This is a genomic window from Lentilactobacillus fungorum (assembly GCF_016860605.1).
GTDB classification, from domain to species: domain Bacteria; phylum Bacillota; class Bacilli; order Lactobacillales; family Lactobacillaceae; genus Lentilactobacillus; species Lentilactobacillus fungorum.
The window spans coordinates 206,064-228,618 of sequence record NZ_BNJR01000016.1 but is presented as its reverse complement, the minus strand read 5'-3'; the positions used below and the strand labels follow the sequence as shown (position 1 = coordinate 228,618).

Below are 22,555 nucleotides of genomic sequence, written 5' to 3'. Positions count from 1 at the left end.
GTTGAGCCTATTCAACGTAATTCTTGTTGGCAGTTAGGTATTTGCCATCAGCCGTTACAAAATAATACGAACCAGTTGAGCGTTGCTTTAAGTCGCTCACTTGAATAGTGGTGCCCGGCTCAACTTCCGTAACCCGGTTGGCCTTCTTAAAGGAAGTTGAATCGTATAGATAAATCTTCTTAGTCGTTGTAACCGACGTCACCGCACTAGAGAAGTACGTGGCTTTTACAGCTGTGGATTGGGTTCCCCCCACCCACCAAGTAATTGGCTTGCTGGAATTTAGGATGGTGCTGGCATCAACGGATTCCTTAAGGGCAGGAATATACTTCTTATTAGTATATTGCCATAAATCAGTTTGAATGGTCGGCTTCGATGAATAATTGGCAATCCACTGCGCATCAAAGGACTTCCTAGCTGAATTAGCATAAGTTGTTGCAAATGATTGATAAGAATAAAAGACTAACTTTTTACTAGTCAACGACCGCATCTCATTATACCATGCTTTAACAGCTGAATTAGTTGATCCAGAAGTTACGTCATTTTCTTCATAATCCAGTACATAAAATTTGGCATTCTTATTGGATCGTTGGTAGAACAATTTAGCTTCGTTCTTAGCACTGGCAGCACTGGTAAAGGTCGCATAATCATATTCCCCAAACGGAATTCCATACTTTACGTATAAGTTCGTGTTGCTAGTAGCGTACTTATCAACATAGTTGGCGCCATATTGACGTCGATTGATAATGAAGGGTACTTGGCCCTTAAGCTGAGATACCTGCGAGTCTGTTAGCTTTCCCTGCCATTCAGAAATATCAGGGATAATTGTCGAACTGGCTGACGCCTTAAGTTGTCCAAATAATGTGAACGAAAGAATCACCGTCAGTATCGATAGCAAAACAACTCTAAATTTACCTTTTCCTGTCTGCATTTAAAAGCCACCTCATATTAATTGTTTATTCCGTGCGATATGTATTCAATTACTCACCATTTTGAATCAGCAATTCCGCATATCAAGTTCATGTTGATCTAACACTGTACTAACTTACGATAAATTAGCTCAGGTTACAATACGAGGTGGCACTGGCTCAAAAAATATTACATTTCAAAAGTCTGCCAAGATAGTCCCTCACGCGTTTCTTTTCAAGTGTGTTATGTTTTTGTAACAAGCAATTTTTGCCTAGTCTACTAATCAACTTATGCGATTGGTTGCCTATTCGCCAAATTTCTCAGCAAAAGCAGTCATAATTTGGCGAGCCTCAGCCGTCATTACCAATGTCTGCTGCCAGTCGGCTGGAATATCAATCATTTCATGGCTGCAAGCAAACATAAATGCCGCCAGCTGGGCGATCGTATCCGTGTCATCATCAAGATTAACAGCGGTAAGCACGACTTCTTGGTATGTCTTTGCTTGCTCATTAACCCAAACGGCAGCCTCAAGTGAATCAACCACGTAACCCGTTGATTTGACTGCTGAAATCGGCTGCTGGTCAAAATTAGGATCGGCCAAATGCTTGTATTGACGACTATCCTTTGCATAAGCCGGCATTTCAGCAACCTTTTGGTAAAGTGGCTCCAGAGCCGATCGCAAGTCAGCACCACCTAAAAGTGCTCGTAATAATTCGACGTATAAGATACTTCCAACAATTGAAATGTTGTGGGCATGTGTCATTTGCGTATATTGCACGATTGTTTGGATTCGAACTGCTGAATTAGCTTCATCAAGCAGTGTCATTGCCAAGGGCGCAATTCGCATCAGTGCGCCATTACCATTGGCATAAATTGACTGATCACCACATTTTAAGGGTGGCCTTCCTTTAGCAAAGTTAAAAACCGCTTTACGGGTAGCATTGCCAATATCAAATAATTGGCCACTCGGCGTATAACGACCGTTCATCATGTAAGCAATCATTTTCTGAAATAAATCGGCCAAGGAGCCGCCGGTTACCAAATTATCCATTAGACACAAGGTTAGCGACGAGTCGTCTGACCAACTACCAGCCGGTTGATCATAAGTTCCCCCACCAGTCATCCCCGTTACTTGAAAAGTCCCTCGTTTCATCGATTCCACTGGAACACCACAAGCATCGGCAATCATACTGGCAATGATGATTTTTTTAATTCTCTGTTTACTTAGAATAGTATCGACCCCCTTTTCAGTCACGTTATCAAAGTCGACTCCATTGATAACGCCATGTCCTAACAAAAAAGAGCATGTGCAGATTCAACTCTGTTCATGCTCTTTGTTTGTTTTAACTAATCCGATTCATTTATTGAACGACCTTTTCAACCGCTTCATTAACCGCTGACTTCTCATCTCCAACCAAATGAACCCGACTTTCAATGACGCTAATGTCCATCTTGATTTCACGGGTTAAACCTGGCGTGTTAATTTTTGGTTCAAAGAAGGCTTTGAATTCTGCCAGTCGATCGGCAGTATGGAAAATGTTAGCAATCACGGTAATATAGGTGGCAAACTCCATGTCGCCGCCGACAGTCTTTTCCAGCCATTGCCATTCCTTGCGAATCCAATCCCAGGCAGCTTGTTGCCCATCGTCGTTAGCCAGGACGCCCCGGAACCAAGCTCGCAGATCCTGTGGCTTAATCGTATCAGCATCTTCGAATTGAGCTACTAGTTGGGCAATCAGCTTGGAGTCGGTCGTACTGGTCAAAGCAGCGCAAATATCAGCTTTATAGCTGGCATCGCTGGTTTGTCGATAAGCGGCCAGTAGTTGATTAAATAGGTCCGCGCTTCCAAAGTTTTTAACTTCATTGCGCAAGACAAACACCCGGATATCAGCTGATAAAGCAGCTAAGTGGTCTTGGTTCTTGACAAATAAATCATGGGCCGACTGAATGGCGGTTGCGTTTTTAGCATACAACGCCGCACTCAAAACGTATGGTCGAGTCAATTGATCATCATTTGACTCGCCAGGTATTGGCTCAAAGCCCAATCGGTTAACTTGATCAGCACTCAATTGATCAAAGAAAGCCTGTAAGTGCTTTTCTTCAGCCGACTTTGGCGTCACAAATTTCTTCAGATTATTGGCTACCCGATATAAGGCCGCATTGACAATGTTTGACTGACTACCCGCAAATTTCGGCAACAGTGGCACTAGGGTGGCGTAAGAATTTTGACGCCCGTCCGCTAATAAGCGCAAGTCTTGGAGAATTTGCAACTGGGAGATGGCGTCCAATGACTTGACATGATTTAAAATATCCGTCATTAACGTTTCATCATATTGAACGATGAAATGGGAATTATTACCTACGTTAAGCAAGAATGGCTTGCCGGCCTTTTGCCGCAGTTCGGCATAATCGCCAATGATGAGTTCTTTATCAGCCATAATTTCTGGGACGGCATCATAATTGCTGTTCAGTGGGGCCTGCCACTTTCGGTTAACGTCTTTGCCCTCACCAATGAAGAACTGCTGCTGGGACAACGTCAGCTTGCCATCAACAACTTTAGCGGTCACAACCGGATAGCCCGGCTGTTCCAACCAGGAATTCATAATTGCGCCAACGTCCATACCGGAAGCATCGCCCAATGCGGCCCACAAGTCAGCCCCAGTAGCGTTATGGAATTTATGGGCGTCAAAGTAGTGCTTCAACCCCTTTTTAAGTGCGTCATCGCCAACCAACGCTCGGGCCATGACCAACATCCGTGCTCCCTTAGCATAGACGATCGCTGAATCAAAGATTGAATCAATTTCAGCCGGGTTTTCAACTTGCACGTGAACCGGTTGAACGCCATCGGTTGCATCCCGCTGCAGGGCCGCCGGTGACTCGGAAGTTTGAAAGACCTCCCAGATGTGCCAATCTGGTTGAATCGCATCAACGGCAACGTATTCCATCATGTTGGCAAAACTTTCGTTTAACCAAAGATCGTCCCACCACTTCATCGTGACTAAATCACCAAACCATTGATGCGCCAGTTCATGGGCAATGACCGTGGCAACCAATTGCTTCATTTCAAATGACGTATTCTTTGGATCTAATAATAGGTAGGCTTCCCGATAGGTAACTAGGCCCCAGTTCTCCATGGCACCAGCTGAGAAGTCTGGCAATGCCAGTTGCCAAGAGTGCGGCAGCGGATATGGCGTATCATAAAAGTCCTCATAAAATTCAATTGAGCGCTTGGCAATGTCTAAAGCAAAGTCTAATTCATCAGCTTTATGGGCTTTAGTCGCAAACACGCCGATCTTAACGCCACTCTTAGTTTCAGTTTGCTTACTTTGTAGTTCGCCGAAACCAAAGGCGATGAGATAAGTTGACATCCGTAGCGTTGTGTCAAAATAGTGAACGCCATTTTCGCTTCGAATTTCAGGCATGTTACTGATAATGGTTTCGCCGGGGTGTTCATCAAATTTGATTGCCAAATCAAAGGTGGCCTTAGCTTCTGGTTCGTCAATGCACGGAAACGCTTGGCGAGCAGCAGTAGTTTCAAATTGTGTTCCAATGAGTTGCTTTTTAACACCATCAACCTCATAGTAGGACGGATAAATGCCCATCATCGTATCAGTCAACTTGGCATTAAAGGTGATAGCCAACGTGGTTTCACCAGTTTTAGGCAAATCAATATTAATTGCCTCGTTATCGTTATCGACTTGAAACGAAACATCCTTACCATCAGCCTGAACGGCTTCAATCGTCAAAAATTTCTGGTGAATTGAAACGGTCTGCTGTTTAGCATTCCCGGTAATCGTTGATTTACCAAAAAATTGCTTGGTTTGGCGGTTAATATCTAGATAAATGTCATAATGAGTTGGTTGGAATTTTTCGTAGAAATGGGTTAATTCTGCCATTGATTGAATTGCCTCCTAAAAATAAAGTGAGCGGAGCAAAGCGCTTAGAAAGCGGAGCCTAAGTTTCTTTGGCCGGAAATCCCGGGCTTGGATTTTTGGACAAAGGAGCTTAGGTGTAGCTTTCTGCTTTGCGCAGCTGTCCTGTTAAAGTGAGCGGAGCCAGGCGTTTAGAAAGCGCCAAATAGGCTAGGCGTTTCACGGCCGTCGGAGTCTAAGTTTACTTGACCGGAAATCCCGGGCTTGGATTTTTGGGCAAGTAAGCTTAGGCGCAGCTTTCTGCCTGGCGCAGCTGTCCTAAAACATACAATTATCTACATTATACTATTTACAACCAAAAAAAGACCCAGACAACCTAATTTTGTCTAAGTCTTGCAAATAATCATCGTTTTCAAGCATTGACAACCAACACTTGGGTGCCTGAATCCCTCACAACATGGTTAGTCGTCGATCCTAAAACGAGCCGGTTAAACGCGTTCATCCCCGACTTACCCATGATAATTAAATCAACGTCATTTTCCTTGGCAAATTCAACGATCCGTTGTTTGGGATTGCCGTCTTCCACGACCCCCTTGATAGTAATTCCCTGATTCCAAGCTCGATCCCGACAGCTTTCAACAATTTTATGTGCATTTGTTGATAGGCCCTTATAGATATCGGACGACAATGCATCAGAATCATATTTAATATGATGAACTACCGACAGCGCAATGATTTGCGCGTGAAACACCTTAGAGTATTCGATCGCAACATCCAAGGCTTTCTTGGAGTTTGCACTACCATCCAGTGGAACCAAAATATTATCGTACATCGCCATGGCCAACTCCCCTTTCAAAAAAGGCAATCATTCGCATTTAACTAGACCTAACTTTATTATACAGTTTGCGTTAATTAAACTTAAATAATATGCCGGAATTGGCAGAAAATATCCATAAATAAGAACAATCAAATTATCGGACTTGTCGCTTAATAAATAATTAGCGGATGCCCTATGAAGTAAGCCTATCTTCCCCGACAATTAACGTTACATTTTGTCATTAGTGTGATAAATTAATGTTGGTATTAGTTGTTAGTTTAGCAAACTCACCTCTAAAGGAAGGCGATTAGCAATGCGGCATTCAATGTCTCATCTTATTTTAAGTCTCTCACTACTTTCACTATTTTTAAACGTCATGACACTCGCTCTCAATATTCACAATTTTCACGAGCAGTAACCTTAGTTTTCCCAATGGTTACCTTAACAATGATCCACTTTAAAGCTAAAGCCACTCCAGTTAATTAGATTCTGGCGTGGCTTTAGTTTTAACTAGTTTGTTTTTATCCGTTAACGACCAAAACATGTCCATTTGGCAGCTCTAATACTTTTTGTTGGCATCACGATCATCAATCTTCTTGTACCTATCGCGCCTTTTTTAAAATATCGTCCAGTTTCACGGTCATCAGATGAATAAACACAGATGATTTCTCTGATCCAAAGATTAATCTTTTGATTACAATCAGTTTTTTAAACCTCTTCATAAAACTTTCAAGCATTAGCTTAATTTTTTTCGAATTGCTTTGTTAACATAAATGTAATGATAATCTGTCGGTAACTTAACAATTCTTTTACCCAGCCGATTATCAATTCATTTAATACTGGGAGGTTCTAACCAATGGCAATTCAAACAAGGATTAATTATGTCAAATTAGTGTTCTGGGTTATTCTCGTCGAAGCAATTGGCTTTTTGTCATCGCAGCTATCAGGCGATATTCGGGCAGTTTATCAATCACTCAGCCTGCCAGCATTTTCGCCACCTGGAGTCGTGTTCGGGATCGTTTGGCCAATCTTATATGTGCTAATTGGTATTTCCGGATACGCCATTTGGAATTCGCGAAAGGCTCACCCAGAGCTGCTATGGCTTTTTTTAACCCAGCTTTTTTTGAACTTCATTTGGACAATCGTTTTCTTCTCGGGAAGTTTATTAATAACTGGGCTGATTATCATCGTGATAATGGATATCATTGTCTCCATGTTGATGATCAAGGTCCATCCAGTCAATCCGGTAGCCGCATGGTTACTAGTTCCCTATTTACTTTGGTTAGCATTTGCCACTTACCTAGCTGCCGGCGTCGCGGTTCTAAACTAACTTGAATAGATGATGACTGATTGAATCACAACTTAAAAAAACAATTGTGCCAAACGCGTTTTGTTAGTATGATGAACTCAATCACGTAATTACCGGCCAAGTTTGCTGATAATTTCAATGGAGAGGAAATTAAAAATGATTTTGTTATTGCTAATTTTGATCCTGTTTGGGGCAGCCATCTTCAAAACCAGTTGGTTCTTAGTTAAGCTAGTCGTTGGTATTCTTTCAACAATTCTGCTGATTATCATGACGATGACCGTTGCTGTGGCGTTTTCACCACTTATTCTTTTAGTCATCGGCTACATCATCTACGTCATTTATCAGCATTCCCAGGCATAGGCTCATCATAACAACCTGGCGCGCCCTAAACGAAACTGAAAAATTGAACAAAACGCAACGAGTCCTGACTTTACAATGTCGAGGGCTCGTTTTATTTGATTACGCGAATCATTTTGAAAGTATGGCAGACAGCATTACTTCCTCTGACTCTCAAAATCAGTCACCGGGCAAACCATAACGATCCAGTCCTAATATGATGACCATTACCAATTATTTCTATTGAACTTTTCTAATAGCATGATAGATTTAAAGTATACATATTTGAGAACCGTAAGTGAACTCATTTTAACACCTACGACTCCGCACCAGATATGGAGTAACGTCTCATCATTGGGGGATATTCATGACATTCAAAAAAATAGCGACTATCGGCATCACCTTGCTCACCACTTTAAGTTTGGCAGCCTGCGGCAGTGGTAGTCATCAAAAAGCATCGCAGCATCACTCACAAAAAGTTGCCTCAAGCCAAACCAGCAAGTTTAAAAAATCCAGTACGACATCATTACAACCAAGCAAAAAAGCGACCGCCCATAAAGCGGCCGCAACGCAACGTAGTCGAACAATCTTAAGCAGGCTCGTTTATTACACGAACCACGAGTCTGCCGGACCAACCCAGAACTATTATTATGTCAATGGCCGCGCAAAGCTTTCCGGCTTTCGCCACCTCAAAGCAGGTCACTATCACTTTTCTAGCGACAGTCAGGGTCGATCGGCAACTGCCCGCGCCGTTTTGACTTATTCAGAGTATCAATCATCGCAGGGGTCTCGCCAAGGTGAGCCACTTGCGCCGCCTGCTTGGCCAGCCACCAATCCAGAAGTCGCCATTCATTACAGTTTAACCGGTCGCACGTACCATGGTTATTTGTTTAATCGCAGTCACTCGATTGCGGACAGCTTACTGGGAGCCAAGTCGTATACTTCAGAATATAACTTCACTACCGGCACCCGGCCGCAAAACGTTGGCGCCAACCAGGATGGCGGCATGCGCTACGCTGAAGAAACCGCCGAAAACTACTGGGAAGCCCACCCCGGCACCCAGCACACGATTGACTACGAAACTACCCCTCTTTATAAAGGGGCCGAAACCATCCCGCGTGGCTCCGTGGTGAATATTAAGTCATCTGATGACGCCATTAACACAGAAATTGTTGTGCTTAACTCAGTTGAAGGCATCAAAATTAACTATCAAACTGGGACGAGCGATGCCAAACCAATTACCCATCACTCGGTAGCCTACCATCATTCAACCACTAACGTTACCAGCAGCCGCCATCAACATCAGTCAACCGCTCATCAAACAGTCAATTCGCAAACCAAGCAGGGTCAATGGACAGTTGCCGGGGCTGGCATGGTGTTCGTGTCCGACAGTAATAAATTCTATTCAGAGGTCATTAATCCGGGTAATTACCAATACATGAGCCAAACAAAGGCCGAGGCTAGCGGTGCGACTCGGGCAGCGCGGGGAAACCAGTATGCGCGGCCGTAAATGAGGTTGTAGGGCTTCATTGTATACCCCCAAAAAAATAATTAGGTAACTCGACAAAAACTCAATTTCAGGAGGGAATCATGACATTAAGAAAATCATTTTTAATTAGCACGATTGCGTTAACATTAGGGTTAATATTAGGAATTTCCAAATCTGGTCCCAGCCAGGCAGCTACATTCTCGCGCTACATTCAAAGTCATAAATGGGTTAGAATTACCGATGGCACCCAAGGCGGCTACCACGATAAAACTACGTTCACAAATCGCACGGCAACTATTCACAATAAATATTTAGGAACTCAAACTTGGCGTTTTTACAATTTAAGAAAGACCAACGCGCACACATATTACGCTAATTTTAGGACCACCAATCACGGTAAAAAATACCCCGTAAAAATCCAATTACGGTCGAAAAACACCATCTGGCTAGTGCATCAACATTTCTGGCATTTGAAGGGCAACTATACCGGTAATTCAAATTTTGGGGCTACTTTTTTCAAAAGGGCATAATTTAGCTATCTCATCTTGATAACGATTCGAATTTCGACCTGCGCCTCAATTCTATAGAGTTCAAATTAAAAACAACACTGATTACCAGACAGGTCAGTGTTGTTTAATTATATTTAACTGTAAACTCGGCAGCCAATTATTAATCACAAAGTCTCAAAACGCCTTTCACACTATTTACTAAACCCGATGATATAACTAACAGTTTAAGATCACTTAGTAAATTCAACTTCGCTCTGCTTAACGTAAGCAATTCGATGGTTAAATTGAATTTGCACATAGTGGTCTTTGCCAGTGAAAAATTGCTCCTGTGTCTGATCACTAAAGGTCGAGTTGTAATAATCAGCGAGATAGATCCCCCCAACGACGTACTTTTGTCCAGACTTAATCGTAGCAAATGGTTTAATAGCCGCGTTTTTAAATCCATGGCTGGTTAGTTCTGAAGCGGACGGATAAGCGGCACCGTAAACGCTAGCCGTTTTCCCTTTGGCAGTGACCTCTGCCCCATCTGCAACAGTTGTGTTCCGATTGGCTGGATTATAAAACCAGGCTTGTTTGCCGTCGTAGTAAATCGCAGTCCAAGAACCCTTTTGACCAGCTTTGACAAATTGCTGACCAGCCACTGCCTTATCAGACCAATCATCCTCTTCAGTCGTGCCAGACTTACCTTTTTTAAAGTTAGGATCAGTCATCAACTTAGCCGAAAATGAAGGCGATTGATGAAGATAAACAAAATTAGCCCCCACCTCGGTCAGTTCATGCCCTTGATTAGTAAGTTTTTCTGTTTTCCCCTTTAGATTATATTTGGCGTTCGGCGTAATTGTCACAATGTTCGACTTTTTAGCCGTTGGGTGCTTGAGGTCCACGCCAAGAAGCTTGAAATAGTGATTCCAGTCCCAATACGAACCCGGATCCCAGTGCATCCCAGATTGATTCTTTGCCTCGAGTCCCGGCACATTATCGTGGCCAATAATGTGTTGGCGATCAAGGGGGACGTTATAGCGTTTAGCAAGCAGCTTAACGAGCTTAGCCGATTGTTCGTACATTGGCTCAGTAAACCACTTACCGCCCTCGACGGCAAAGCCTTCATGCTCGATTCCAACTGAATGGGAATTAACAAACCAGTTCCCAGCATGCCAAGCAACGTTTTCTGGGCGAATAACTTCAGCAATTTGCCCGTCATTGGAGCGGATTAAAAAATTCGCTGCTGCATAACTCTTACCTTGAAAGAGTTTGAGGGCGTCCTCATATGTCGTTTCAGTGTTATGAATAACGATATAGCGAATATCCAGCCCGTTTTGGGGTCGATTAGACCGGTCAAAGTTACCATAGTCACCTTTATCATCAAACGCGGCGTGTAGGCCAGGAATATATTGGACGTTTAATCCACTGGGGTAGTTAGGGTCCTGAGTCCCGGTATTTTGTAAATTCAACTTCGTAATTTGAGTAACGTCGGGATCTGTATCTTGCTTGGTCAATGTTAAAGTTGTGCCATCCGTAAACTTTTCACTCGCACCAGATTTGATGGTTGCATAAACACTGTTGGCAAATTGTTCTGCGGCGCTTTGTTCGGTATTTTGACTGTATTTAGCCACTGATCCGTACCACTGATTAATATCCGAACTTAAAGGTAAGCCCAGCGCCGCTTGGTATTTGGCAAGTAAGGCCGCTCCGGCATTGATATTACCGGCATCGGTTGACTTCACTGCTGTCAGGCTTTCCCCACTTAAATTAGCAGCATCAACGGCCGTCTCCAACGCCGCTGAGTCTGTGTCATCGCCCAGCCCCTTGGCATCGGTCAAGTGCATCATCCCATAACCAGCGTTCATGCTGGGCTCAAACTGATGATTATTCCAAACGGTTTCGTTGTAAGCAACCGCCATTAAAATCGCTTCTGGGACTTGATACTTGGCTGCGGCCTGAGAGAAGTCAGACTGTAAATCACCGGCCGTATCACCCTTTGCTTTGATATTAAAACAAAATAAAAGTAAAAATGAGAAAATAATGACAGATAAAAAAGTTCCTCGCCTCTTCATAAAATCACCCACTATTCAAATTTGTTACCACTAAGCTTACTCTCTTAATTAACAAAAATGAAGAAAAAATTAATCAAATGTTAATTTTTAATTGACGACACTTTCGACTATTGATGGCTTTAGTTGGTGCTTAGGCTGCCAAATCATTAAAAAACTCATAGTTAGTACCGGTGTCATCGAATTTAGATAAATCTGGTTTACCTTTAGCCGCATAGCCAATTACTGTCGTGGCCCCATTAGCATTGGCACGACTAAACCTAAAAATTTCTTAATTATCTTAATCACCCGACGCATTTTCACCATATGGTCCATCGATTGAAACATACATATGAACGATAAACTTTGCACGTTTCATCTCTTACCTCATTAAGTATCTTATAAGTTTTCCTTGAAGAATTCGTCAAACTTATCAAATGGAATCTTATCCATTTGATCATACAAATCAGTATGAGTTGCATCCGGAACAATGACTAATTTCTTAGGATCGGTCATGCGTTCAAAGGCATCTTCTGACATGTAACGTGAGTGAGCCTTTTCACCGGCAACAATCAACTTAGGTTGCTTAATCTTTTCAATTCTTTGTTCCAGTGGAAAGTTGTAGTAACCCCATGGTGAAGTTGCATCCCAGATTGCAGTCGAATTAATTGAATTTGGATGGTAAGCACGACCAACATAGTAGTTAAAGAATTCGGTAGTAACGGGATCGGCATCTGCTGGCAATTTGTCAGGGAACAACTTGTTAGCTCTAACTGGATTATCATTTTCATCAAATGGCAATTCGTGGAAGCCGCCGACTTGCTTGCCCTTATCTACTTCTTCCCAACGCATTTGAGCCAGATATTCTTTTTCCTTATTGCGTTCTGCTTCGGTCTTAGAATTATTCAAGCCCTTCCACATAGATTCGGCCATGTCATACATAACTGAGGTAGCGACTGCCTTGATTCTGACATCGATTGAAGCAGCAGTTAATACATGTGATCCTAACCCGCAGATGCCCAGGGCACCAATTCTTTCACGGTCAACAAATCTTTGTGAACCTAAGAAGTCAACTGCAGCACTAAAGTCCTCAACAAAAATATCTGGTGAGGCAACATTACGACGATCACCGGAACTTTCACCGGTCATTGATTGATCAAAGGCTACGCTAATAAAGCCTCGTTCCGCTAATGTTTGGGCATAAAGGCCACTCGCTTGTTCTTTTACAGCACCAAAGGGCCCTGAAATTGCAATAGCCGCATATTTTTTACCTTCCTCAAAATTTTTAGGCAAATATAAATGACCAGCTAGGATAAAACCATAGCGGTTTTCAAAGCGAACATTTTGGACTTTTACTTCTGGATTTATTTTAAATACTCTAGTATCGTTAGCTAATTTACTCATTAATTTTTCCTTTCTTAGACAGTTTGTTTCATTGGACGAACAATGATTTCATTGACATCAGTATCTTTTGGCGTATCGATTGCAAAAGCAACAGCCCTAGCAATTTGATTTGGATTAAGACCGATGGATTTTTCAGTTTCAATTTCTGCTTTTTTATTCTTAGGATCATTGATTGTATTGTATAATTCAGTATGAACCGCACCGGGTGAAACAATTGACGTCTTAATGCCATTAACGCGTTGTTCTTGGCGCAGACCCTCCATAATTGCTCGAACAGCAAACTTAGAACCGTTATAAACAGCCAAGTTAGGCACCACAACATGCCCTGCCACTGAATCAGTTGCAATGATATGACCAGACTTTTGTTTAACCATGACTGGTAAAACAGCTGCGATTCCATTCAAAACTCCCATAACATTAACCTCTAAGATGCGTTGCCATTCTTGTCTTTGTCCTTTAATTAATGAATTAACTGGCATTACCCCAGCGTTGTTATACATGACATCGATATGGCCAAACTTATCAACAGTGTAATCAACAACTGCTTGAACATCTTCAAAATTTGTCACATCTGCCTTAAGTGTACTAATGCAACTCTCAGGCATTGAATCTTTTATTTCATCTAAGCGGTCTTTTCTTCTAGCAGTTATCATTAATTTGGCTCCATGACTTGCTAAATATTTAGCTGTTGCTGCTCCAATACCGCTTGAAGCACCCATAATAATAACTACTTTATCTTTTAGACTCAATTACTTCACCATCCCTTTTCGTAAGTTAACTTACATTTATAATATAAACAAAAAGATTAGCTATGTGAAAGACTAAATAAATATACCGAAGTATAGTTATCACCTATGGAAGGAAGTAATTATGGAATTTAGAGTATTACGCTATTTTTTAGCTGTCTGCCAAGAAAAAAATATTTCTAAAGCCGCCGAAAGACTACACATAGCTCAGCCATCTCTATCTAAGCAAATGAAAGATCTAGAAGATGAACTTGGCGTTACCTTATTTACTCGTGGTCATCGACAAATTTCCTTAACTGAAGAAGGCTATTTTTTACGCGACCGTGCTCAGGAAATGATTGATATGGAGCAGCAAACAACACAAGCTTTAACCGGCTCCAAAATTGTCATTGGAAATCTAAACATTGGAACGGGACAGTCCTTTGAGATTAGACCAGTAGTTAAAATCATTGATCAAATTATTCAAAATAATTCTCACGTTCATTTTAACTTTTACGATGGTTATGCCGATGATATCGAAGCTAAGGTAAATGACGGTTCACTTGACTTTGGAATTATTATGGGTAATCGTCCAATAAAAGATTTTGAAAGCTTGATTTTGCCTGAAAGAAATCAATTCTATGCTATCTTTAACCGGGCTTTGCCTTTAGCTAAAAAAGATAAAATAATCCCTGCGGACCTAATTAAGTATCCAGTTATCTTTTCTGCACAAGGTCAAGTCAACAATAAATTTAGGGATTGGTGGGGCAACTTATATGATCAAGTTAATAATATAGCTAATTGCAATCTATCATATACTGCTTCTCTTCTAGCAAGTGAAGGGCATGCCATTCAAGTTACTTACAATAACTTATATGATAAAGATTTAGAAAACTTAACTGCTCGTCCCCTTTCACCTAAGATTACTGATCCTAATATCGTTATTTGGAAAAAGAATCGCAAACTTTCTAATTTAGGTAATCTATTCCTAGAAAAACTCAGAAATTCATTAAATCAATAATCTATATTTATTTAAAAAAAAGCCCCCAGTTTAACATAACTGAGAGCTCTCTTTTTGGCATACTTTCATGTCAATTAATGCCTTTTCATGTAAATTTTATTCCTGTTGAACGTGTTCCAATACTAACTAACAATGTCTCTTTACTCCCACTCGATCGTTGCCGGCGGCTTGCTCGTTACGTCATACACAACGCGATTAATGCCATCAACTTCGTTGACGATTCTAGTTGAAACATCTTGTAAGACGTTCCACGGAATCTTGGCGAAATCGGCGGTCATCCCGTCGACCGAATTAACGGCGCGAATGGCGATGGTATAATCATACGTTCTGCCGTCTCCCATGACACCAACACTTCTAAAGCCTGGTAAAACGGTGAAGTATTGCCAAATGTCATGATCTAGGCCGGCCTTGGCAATTTCGTCTCGAAGCACCCAGTCACTATCACGGACAATCCGTAACTTTTCGGGGGTTACTTCACCAAGAACTCGAATGCCTAAACCGGGGCCTGGGAACGGTTGGCGCCAAACAAGCTGTTCAGGCATCCCTAGTTTTTCACCAATTTCTCGGGCTTCATCCTTGAATAATGTGTTCAAAGGCTCAATCAGCTTGAACTTCATGTCTTCTGGCAAACCACCAACATTATGATGAGACTTAATCGTTTGCGCCGTATCTGTCCCACTCTCAACCACATCGGTATACAGTGTCCCTTGGGCTAAGAAGTCAATGCCATCTAGTTTGCGAGCCTCATCGTTAAAGACCTGGATAAATTCGTTACCAATAATCTTACGCTTTTTCTCTGGATCGACAACGCCCTTTAGCTTAGATAAGAAGCGATCCTGCGCGTCTACCTTGATAATGTTCAAACCAAACTTGCCAACCAGGCTATCCATGACTTGTTGGGCTTCATTCTTCCGCAACAAGCCGTGGTCAACAAAAATACTGGTTAACTGTTTGCCAATTGCCTTGTGCAATAACACTCCAACGACACTGGAATCAACTCCGCCGGACAAGCCCAACAGAACCTTTTTGTCACCGACTTCTTTTCGAATATGTTCAATTTGCAAATCAATGAAATCATCCATTGACCAGTTAGCTTTCGCATGACAAACGTTAAAGGCAAAGTTCTTCAAAATCTCATTGCCATACTTAGTGTTGCGAACTTCTGCGTGAAATTGGATCCCATAAAAGTTGCGGTCAACGTCTTGCATGGCCGAAATTGGGCAATTCCGACTGGTAGCCACCGTTGTAAATCCTGATGGTACCTTGTTGACCAAGTCACCATGGCTCATCCAAACCGGCTGCTCTTTTGGGGTGCCCTTGAACAACACCGCATCATCTGAGGTGATTTGGATATCAGCATGTCCATACTCAGAATCATCTGCCTTCTCGACTTCGCCGTCCAGAGTATAGGCCATGATTTGCATACCATAGCAAATTCCCAGGATTGGAATTCCTAACTTGAAGATGTCTGGATCAACCTTAAGCGCGCCATCTTCGTAAACACTATTTGGACCACCTGAGAAAATAATTCCCTTGGGGTTCATCGCTTTGATCTCATTTGCGGACAATGCGTGGGACTTTAGTTCGGAATATACGCCTAAATCGCGAATTCGTCTGGTAATCAGTTGGTTGTACTGACTACCAAAATCCAGCACCAAAATCTTATCAAAGCTTGATAAGTCAACGTTTGCCAAATCATACACCCTTTCAAAGTTACTACCTAAATAATAAACGATTCAACTGCCATTGGTCAACATTTTCTTGAAAAGCCAAACATTTAATACTTTCTAAGGTACAGTCGATCAATTAAATGGTGATCGGTTTTATGCATCACCATATCTGCCCGGGACCGGGTCGGTAAAATATTTTCCTTAAGGTTCGGTAAGTCAACAGTATTCCATACATTCCGTGCCATTGCAAATGCTTCGTCCCGATCGCCCATCGCATAGTCATAGTAATAGTTATCCGGATCTTGAAAGGCCGTATCCATCAAGCGGCCAAACCGCTCCAAGTACCATTTTTCAATTAAATGAACATCGGCATCCATGTAGATCGAAAAGTCCGTGAAGTCACTGACATAAATTTGTTCGTTACTTGGCAGCTGTAGCGTATTAATTCCCTCAATAATGAGTACATCCGGCCGGTCGACAATATCATAACGGTTAGGGATGATGTCATAACTTTGATGAGAATAGACGGGCGATTTGGTTACCGCCACGCCGGACTTAACTTCGTTCAAAAAAGCGATCAATTCCCGCATGTTGTAACTTTCCGGGAACCCTTTTTTATTATAAAGACCTCGTTGCTTTAATTCGGCATTGGAATATAAGAAGCCATCGGTGGTGATTAATTGAATGTGCTCGCCAGTAAAATAGTTAGTCAGTAATTCTTTCAACACTCGGGCGGTCGTTGACTTACCAACCGCCACACTGCCAGAAATTCCAATAATGAAGGGCACTGCTCGAACTTGCTTGCGCAAAAACCTTGCCTTCGTGGTTTGCCACTCATCAAAGTTATTTTTTTGTAAGCGAATCATATGCACCAACGGTTTGTAAATGTCAGCGACGTCTTGAATCGAAATTTGATCGTTAAAAGCCTTGATGTGCTTCAATTCACTGGGGGTTAGCGGCAAATTTGCTTCGCTCTCGTTATGGAAATGTCTCCATTCTTCCTTAGTGAACGAATAGTAGTTAATTAAATCATCCATGATTACCATTTTATCTCCAAAAATATCAATGTCTCCGTTATTATACCATCAAGGCGCTCGTTTGGCTCACCGTCATTATAACTAGTCGTTATCGCCCTCATCAAAACCGTTCCAGCATTCTGACTACTAAAAAGGCTGAGACGCTTTTATCCCAGCCAATCAAACTTACTTAATTGTTTTGTGGTGTTTCACACATTTCATACTCTTCTGTTGGAACCGTATCAAAAATTGGTGATAATTCCTTAGTGGCCACAATTGTTAGTCGATGCATTGCCCGGGTACAAATAGTATAAACCAGTTGCCGGTCACGTTCTTCACCGTAACATGCCTTGGACGCATCCCACATAATGACGCTATCAAACTCCAGCCCCTTTGCCAGATAAGACGGCACCACAATGACCCCCTTGACCAAACGTTGGTTTTCAGTCCTAATGAGGGTCGCGGAAATTCCTGCTTCGCCCAGCTTATCGGTCAATTCTTGACACTCAGTAAGTGTTTTGCCGATAATCGCCGTGGTTTCATGATCTTGCAGGTTTGTCTCTGCTTGGTGTTTAACAACTTCAACCGCTGAGTCAATTCCCGCCTCAACGTAAACCTGTGGCAAATCACCCTGTCTGGTAAACGGAATAATCTCTTCGCCATTCGTCAGCAGGTGCTTGGTAAAATTGGTGATCTGGGCAGTTGAACGATACGACTTAGTCAATTGAACAACCCGCGTTTTGTCTTGTGGGAACATGCTGCCTAATTCGCCCAATAACTTACGACTATTCTCGTGGGTAAAAATGGCCTGGTTTAAGTCGCCCAATAGAGTAAACTTTGCCCGGGGGAAACTAAATTTCAAAAAGGCTAATTGGAACGCGGAGTAATCTTGTACTTCATCGATAAAGAGATAGCGAATATCACGATCACCACGCTTGCCGGTCATTAAATCATATAAGTAAATGTAAGCCGAAGCATCGGCTAAAGACAGCCGGCCCTCTTTAAGTCGGCCAACGGTTGCCTTAATATCAGCGTTCCAATCCTGATCATCAATGTTAAAATCTTTAAGCTGAATAATGTTAGGAATGTTTCGCAGCATGTGAACAAACTGATTATTGATGCTCAAAAAATGATTACGAACAATCTGGCGCTGCACTTTCCGGAATGATTTAACCACGATTTGACGGGCTAAGAACTTAAATTCCTTATCAGAGTTCAAGATTTCTTCTTCGCCCGCTTTGTGCATTTGTTGGATTTCTTCTCGTGACAGGTTTTGGACTGCATCCTCAACCCACTTTTTACGCATTTCCACATGAATCTTGCGGTTTAAAATCTTTAAGAGCTGTTCCTTGGTGGCATCCAGTCGATTCCTCAAGTTGTAGTTCTCGTTAAAACTATAATAAATATCTTCAACTTTTTCTTTTGGAATTAAAACGGATCCGTTGAACATCAGATTTCGAAAACGCATATCTTCGGTATTTAAGTGGTTGGCATACGCGCTAACGGCCTTGAAATAATCCAGGCTACCCTTAATATCGTTAATTTTTTGAGCATGGGGTTCGAACTGTTCGTCAAAACGCTGAGCCAGGGTCTCAACCTGAATACTTGGCAGTCGGTGAGAACTGTACTGATAAAAAGTCATCTGAACCATATTTTGTTCCCCAAGTTCTGGTAACACCTGGTTAATATAATCATTAAAAAGTTGGTTCGGTGAGAATAAGATAATTTGGCCAGAATGCAGATTGCCCCGGTACTGATAAAGCAAGAAAGCAACTCGCTGCAAAACGGCGGCCGTTTTTCCAGAACCAGCAGCTCCTTGGACAAACAGCAATTCCGAATCCGTATCGCGAATGATTTGGTTTTGCTCTTTTTGAATCGTTGTTACGATACTCTTCATCTTAGTATCTGAACGGTTGCTCAGTGCATCCAGCAACATTTGATCACCGACAACTTCTTCAGTATCAAAGACCGTTTTGATCTTGGCATGTTCAATTTGGAACTGGCGCTTTAATTTAACGTCAACCGTCTGTTCGCCATCTGGTGTTTGGTAAGTGACATCGCCAATGCCACCGTTGTAGTAAATACTAGAAATTGGTGCCCGCCAGTCATAAATTAAGTAGTGATCAGGTCGGTCGGTAAATGATGCCATGCCAATATAAATGGTTTCATCACGCTTTTCATCGCCTTCACGAAAATCAATCCGCGCGAAATAAGGGTTCACCTCCAGCTTTTGCAGGGTCCCTAATTCTCTGGCAGCATGTTCTTGGCGGTTTTCCCGTTCAGAGAGCATCTGTTGCTGCTGCCGAATTGACATGGCCGTTTCCATCATGCCGCTATACGTCTCGGTCTTTAAGCGGACATCGTTGCTGAAATTGGCGTTAATGTCTTTAACATCTCGTTTGGTTGCTTGAATCTTCTTTTGAAGGCTATTTTCGGCAACCTTGATTTTTTTAATAACGCCGTCTAAATGGCGCTGCTCTTGTACTTTGATATTATCAGCCATATTTTACCCCCTACAACTTGACTTAACAGTTTAGCATAAAACGGTTATCAATTCAAAAATGTGCCTGTTAATTTGGCTATAAAAAGATAATTATTTTTAAATTTGTAATTGGTATAGGTTCAAATAATTGGGTATCATATGGTATAATTGGGTTGTTTTTAAGAATTGTATACTTAGAGTGTGTGGAAATTTGCGGGTGGTGTTGGCCGACTAAAAAGTTAAGACTGGAATTACTTAGTTATCTGGATTAGGATAGTTCCAACAGTCATAAAATGCCTAGTTTACTTGGCAGACTCTAACCGCTTTGCTCCGCTCACTATATTTAGGAGGATTCACATGACAATTTCACTTTACTTTGTTCGCCACGGTCAAACCTACTTAAATAAGTACCATCGAATTCAAGGCTGGTCGGATTCACCGCTTACTGACAAAGGGATTGCCGATGCCGTTGATGCTGGTAAACGACTCGCCCAAATTCCGTTTGCCGCTGCTTATTCAAGTGATACTTCCCGAGCCGTCCAAACTGGCAATTTGATTCTCAAGGCCAATTCGGGCACGGTTAACGAAGTGACGCCCGATCCAGCCTTTCGTGAACTTAACTTTGGCTATTATGAAGGCGAAGACGACGTTAAAACTTGGCATACGATTGGCGGGCCAATTGGGGTCAATTCCTTTCACGGTTTAATCGGCGAATACGGAATTGATAAAGCCGAAGACATGTTTTCAAAAGCCGACCCGTACGGTGATGCGGAAAGCAGCGCAACTTTTTGGGGTCGCCTACAACCGGGAATCGACAAAGTAATTGCCAACGCAAGCGACGGTGATCAAATTCTCATGGCAACCCATGGGACGCTCATTCGAAACGTCGTCAGCAAATGGAGTGATATCCCGGTGAATGTGTCTACCAAGAACGGTAGTGTCACCAAGTTGAACTACGATAACGGTCAGTTTTCAATTGACTATTATAATAACGTTAGCGATAAACTCTAAAAATTAAAAAGCCATTGTGGCCATTACTCTCTTACAAGGATGGTAGTTGCCGCGATGGCTTTATTTTCTACTTAACGCCATAATGCGTTCATTTTTTCTGACAAGACAAGCACTTATAGTCATCCGAACTACAACCATTTCAGCCATGCTTTAGCCTTACAATGATACAAATTCTTTATCGCTAACTTCTATCCAACGTTGCTAATAGCGCCAACTTCAAATGATTCAACACAGCCCTACCAAACTGACGCTCAGCCGGGCTCCCAATCATATTGGCAGCTAAAGTTAATTGACCACCAAACGTACTAACCGCTACTTGGTACATCGGGAACCGTCTAAACGAACCGGTCATCACACAGCTTTGAACGATGTTATTAACAAACTTCAGTCGTTTCGTACTGATAACGCCAAAGTTTGTGTAAGCAATCGGGCGAACGTGATAGTTACTTTCAACGGTCGCTTGTAATTGTTCAATCGATTTGCCCTGGTCAACCCCCTTCACCAGCGCTCGAATTGATTGCAAGAATTGCTTATTTTGTTTATTGGCCTGCATTTGCTTGTGAACTTTTTGGGCTGTTTGCTTAACCGACTCGGCTGGGTCAGACGTTACCTCAAAATTATACCGGGCCGTAAGATTTTGGATTCGCAGTTGGCTGCTTGCGGTTAATGATAAAAATTGGCGCATATCGGTCGGACAAGCCAGCGCAATCGTTGCCACACCGCAATATTGCTGGATCGTTTTGCCAAAAGCGGCCATGAACCAGTCGTTTAAAGTGAATCCCAGTTTTTGAGTATCTTCGTGAAGCTGGACAAATACCGCCGGCTCCAATGATATCTTAATCACTTCGTAGGCTGCTGGCTGGTGATCCGCTAATTGAGGCAGAAACAATGGCCGACTGGGGTGATCAACATTGGTTAACGCTGGTTCGGGTGTTTGGTGAATGAGCGCCTTAATCTCTTCGATATCCTGATGGTTGACCAGCCCATCCGGGACTTTCAATTGATTATAACAAGCCGCCAACAGATAGAGAAACTGCTTACTGCCGGCGCCATCTGTCAAAATATGGCTCAAATAAATGATGAGTTGATTGCCAACGACCATGATTCTTAATTGAGGACCGATCAGTAAATCAAAATTTGATACTTGATTCTCGTCAACTGAATTGGCATGCATCACAATCAGTTTGGGATCATGTACCAATGATACAAAGTGATTATCAGCGATTCGATACTTGGCAAAAATTTCTGGCACCACTTCACCGGCAAGCTTCACTGCCATTTCTAATCGATGCTCGTCAAGCTGATGGGCTAACGTGATTTCGCAACGAACAATTGGGTACAACGTCTCTAAATCAATGGTATGGAGGATATTCAATGGGTCTGCCATGACGATAACTTCCTTTTGGGTTGGTCTAATTGGATCGTATTCTAAGAACACCTTTATCTTAGGCGTAATTGAAAGATTAGACAATAAATAGATGTGTCCAGCAAAAATGCCCTAAAAGTTCATCAACCCTTAGGACAATTTTCATAATCTATTTTATTTTTGCTTCCGGGATTTTTTAACCTGCCACCCCCACTCCACAAGCAGCAACAGTCCAATGACTGCACTCTCAAAAACACTCTCTCCTAAAAATTGATTAAGATAATCTCCCTGAATTATAGTCGTCCAAATAAAGTTCCCAACCAGAAAGGCCACGGTAAAAAACAGCCAAATGTTCAACCGAGGGAACCGGCTTAACTTTATCCAAAATTGATCGATTGGAACCACCGCCAACTTTATAATGACTGTCCTTCGTTCACGACAAATGCACCATCACCGCTGTTCCGGCATACAAAACGCCGACAAGGGCCGTGACCGCCAGAAACAGCTCCGTTACGCTAATCAAATGTTGTTTGGTGTCCGCAAACCGAAATACAAAATCATACCAAAAGCCTGGAATCGCCATTAAGCTTAG

17 protein-coding genes are annotated in these 22,555 nt (G+C 42.2%); 6 read left to right on the top strand and 11 right to left on the bottom strand.

Annotated elements, in window-relative coordinates; all coding sequences use genetic code 11:
* Nucleotides 1-7 precede the first annotated feature (7 nt).
* The 4 genes from YK48G_RS09940 to YK48G_RS09925 form a co-directional block, all read right to left on the bottom strand.
* The gene (locus YK48G_RS09940; protein WP_203630563.1) at nucleotides 8-928 is read right to left on the bottom strand and encodes a GH25 family lysozyme; all 921 of its coding nucleotides are present in this window, start codon (nucleotides 926-928) and stop codon (nucleotides 8-10) included.
* A gap of 282 nt (nucleotides 929-1,210) precedes the next feature.
* Complete coding sequence (locus YK48G_RS09935) at nucleotides 1,211-2,161, bottom strand: ADP-ribosylglycohydrolase family protein (RefSeq protein WP_203630562.1); 951 nt, start codon at nucleotides 2,159-2,161, stop codon at nucleotides 1,211-1,213.
* Between the two features lie 106 nt (nucleotides 2,162-2,267).
* Entirely contained in the window at nucleotides 2,268-4,802 is a 2,535-nt protein-coding gene (locus YK48G_RS09930) for a M1 family metallopeptidase (RefSeq protein WP_203630561.1), read from the bottom strand.
* 388 nt (nucleotides 4,803-5,190) lie between these two features.
* The gene (locus YK48G_RS09925) at nucleotides 5,191-5,616 is read right to left on the bottom strand and encodes a universal stress protein (RefSeq protein WP_308440178.1); all 426 of its coding nucleotides are present in this window, start codon (nucleotides 5,614-5,616) and stop codon (nucleotides 5,191-5,193) included.
* Between the two features lie 835 nt (nucleotides 5,617-6,451).
* On the opposite strand from YK48G_RS09925, the gene YK48G_RS09920 reads away from it, so the two are divergent.
* The 4 genes from YK48G_RS09920 (at nucleotide 6,452) to YK48G_RS09905 (ending at nucleotide 9,259) form a co-directional block, all read left to right on the top strand.
* Nucleotides 6,452-6,925, top strand: a complete 474-nt coding sequence (locus YK48G_RS09920; RefSeq protein ID WP_203630560.1) for a TspO/MBR family protein — start codon at nucleotides 6,452-6,454, stop codon at nucleotides 6,923-6,925.
* 135 nt (nucleotides 6,926-7,060) lie between these two features.
* On the top strand, nucleotides 7,061-7,264 hold the full coding sequence (locus YK48G_RS09915) for a hypothetical protein (RefSeq protein WP_203630559.1): 204 nt from the start codon (nucleotides 7,061-7,063) through the stop codon (nucleotides 7,262-7,264).
* 343 nt (nucleotides 7,265-7,607) lie between these two features.
* Nucleotides 7,608-8,750, top strand: a complete 1,143-nt coding sequence (locus YK48G_RS09910; RefSeq protein WP_203630558.1) for a DNA/RNA non-specific endonuclease — start codon at nucleotides 7,608-7,610, stop codon at nucleotides 8,748-8,750.
* A gap of 80 nt (nucleotides 8,751-8,830) precedes the next feature.
* Nucleotides 8,831-9,259 (top strand): hypothetical protein, encoded by a 429-nt coding sequence (locus YK48G_RS09905; protein ID WP_203630557.1) that lies wholly within the window; start codon nucleotides 8,831-8,833, stop codon nucleotides 9,257-9,259.
* 209 nt (nucleotides 9,260-9,468) lie between these two features.
* Here YK48G_RS09905 and YK48G_RS09900 read toward each other — a convergent pair whose 3' ends face one another.
* From YK48G_RS09900 to YK48G_RS09890, 3 genes are all read right to left on the bottom strand, one after another.
* Nucleotides 9,469-11,292, bottom strand: coding sequence for an N-acetylmuramoyl-L-alanine amidase (locus YK48G_RS09900; RefSeq protein WP_203630556.1), 1,824 nt, complete (start codon nucleotides 11,290-11,292; stop codon nucleotides 9,469-9,471).
* Between the two features lie 375 nt (nucleotides 11,293-11,667).
* A complete protein-coding gene (locus tag YK48G_RS09895; RefSeq protein WP_203630555.1) occupies nucleotides 11,668-12,672 on the bottom strand; it encodes an alpha/beta hydrolase in 1,005 nt (334 codons plus the stop codon).
* A 14-nt stretch (nucleotides 12,673-12,686) separates the two neighbouring features.
* The gene (locus YK48G_RS09890) at nucleotides 12,687-13,421 is read right to left on the bottom strand and encodes an SDR family oxidoreductase (protein WP_284692036.1); all 735 of its coding nucleotides are present in this window, start codon (nucleotides 13,419-13,421) and stop codon (nucleotides 12,687-12,689) included.
* A gap of 121 nt (nucleotides 13,422-13,542) precedes the next feature.
* On the opposite strand from YK48G_RS09890, the gene YK48G_RS09885 reads away from it, so the two are divergent.
* The gene (locus tag YK48G_RS09885) at nucleotides 13,543-14,418 is read left to right on the top strand and encodes a LysR family transcriptional regulator (RefSeq protein ID WP_203630554.1); all 876 of its coding nucleotides are present in this window, start codon (nucleotides 13,543-13,545) and stop codon (nucleotides 14,416-14,418) included.
* Nucleotides 14,419-14,558: 140 nt separating this feature from the next.
* Here YK48G_RS09885 and guaA read toward each other — a convergent pair whose 3' ends face one another.
* The 3 genes from guaA to helD form a co-directional block, all read right to left on the bottom strand.
* On the bottom strand, nucleotides 14,559-16,112 hold the full coding sequence (gene guaA, locus YK48G_RS09880; protein ID WP_203630553.1) for a glutamine-hydrolyzing GMP synthase: 1,554 nt from the start codon (nucleotides 16,110-16,112) through the stop codon (nucleotides 14,559-14,561).
* 83 nt (nucleotides 16,113-16,195) lie between these two features.
* The gene (coaA, locus tag YK48G_RS09875; RefSeq protein WP_203630552.1) at nucleotides 16,196-17,125 is read right to left on the bottom strand and encodes a type I pantothenate kinase; all 930 of its coding nucleotides are present in this window, start codon (nucleotides 17,123-17,125) and stop codon (nucleotides 16,196-16,198) included.
* A 169-nt stretch (nucleotides 17,126-17,294) separates the two neighbouring features.
* Nucleotides 17,295-19,607 (bottom strand): RNA polymerase recycling motor HelD, encoded by a 2,313-nt coding sequence (gene helD, locus YK48G_RS09870; RefSeq protein ID WP_203630551.1) that lies wholly within the window; start codon nucleotides 19,605-19,607, stop codon nucleotides 17,295-17,297.
* 336 nt (nucleotides 19,608-19,943) lie between these two features.
* Here helD and YK48G_RS09865 point away from each other — a divergent pair, with 336 nt between their 5' ends.
* Nucleotides 19,944-20,597, top strand: a complete 654-nt coding sequence (locus tag YK48G_RS09865; RefSeq protein ID WP_203630550.1) for a histidine phosphatase family protein — start codon at nucleotides 19,944-19,946, stop codon at nucleotides 20,595-20,597.
* Nucleotides 20,598-20,778: 181 nt separating this feature from the next.
* Here the strand turns inward: YK48G_RS09865 and YK48G_RS09860 are convergent, their stop codons facing one another.
* Nucleotides 20,779-21,984 carry a hypothetical protein gene (locus tag YK48G_RS09860; protein WP_203630549.1) on the bottom strand — a complete coding sequence of 402 codons (1,206 nt, stop codon included), beginning with the start codon at nucleotides 21,982-21,984 and terminating at the stop codon, nucleotides 20,779-20,781.
* Nucleotides 21,985-22,555: the final 571 nt, after the last annotated feature.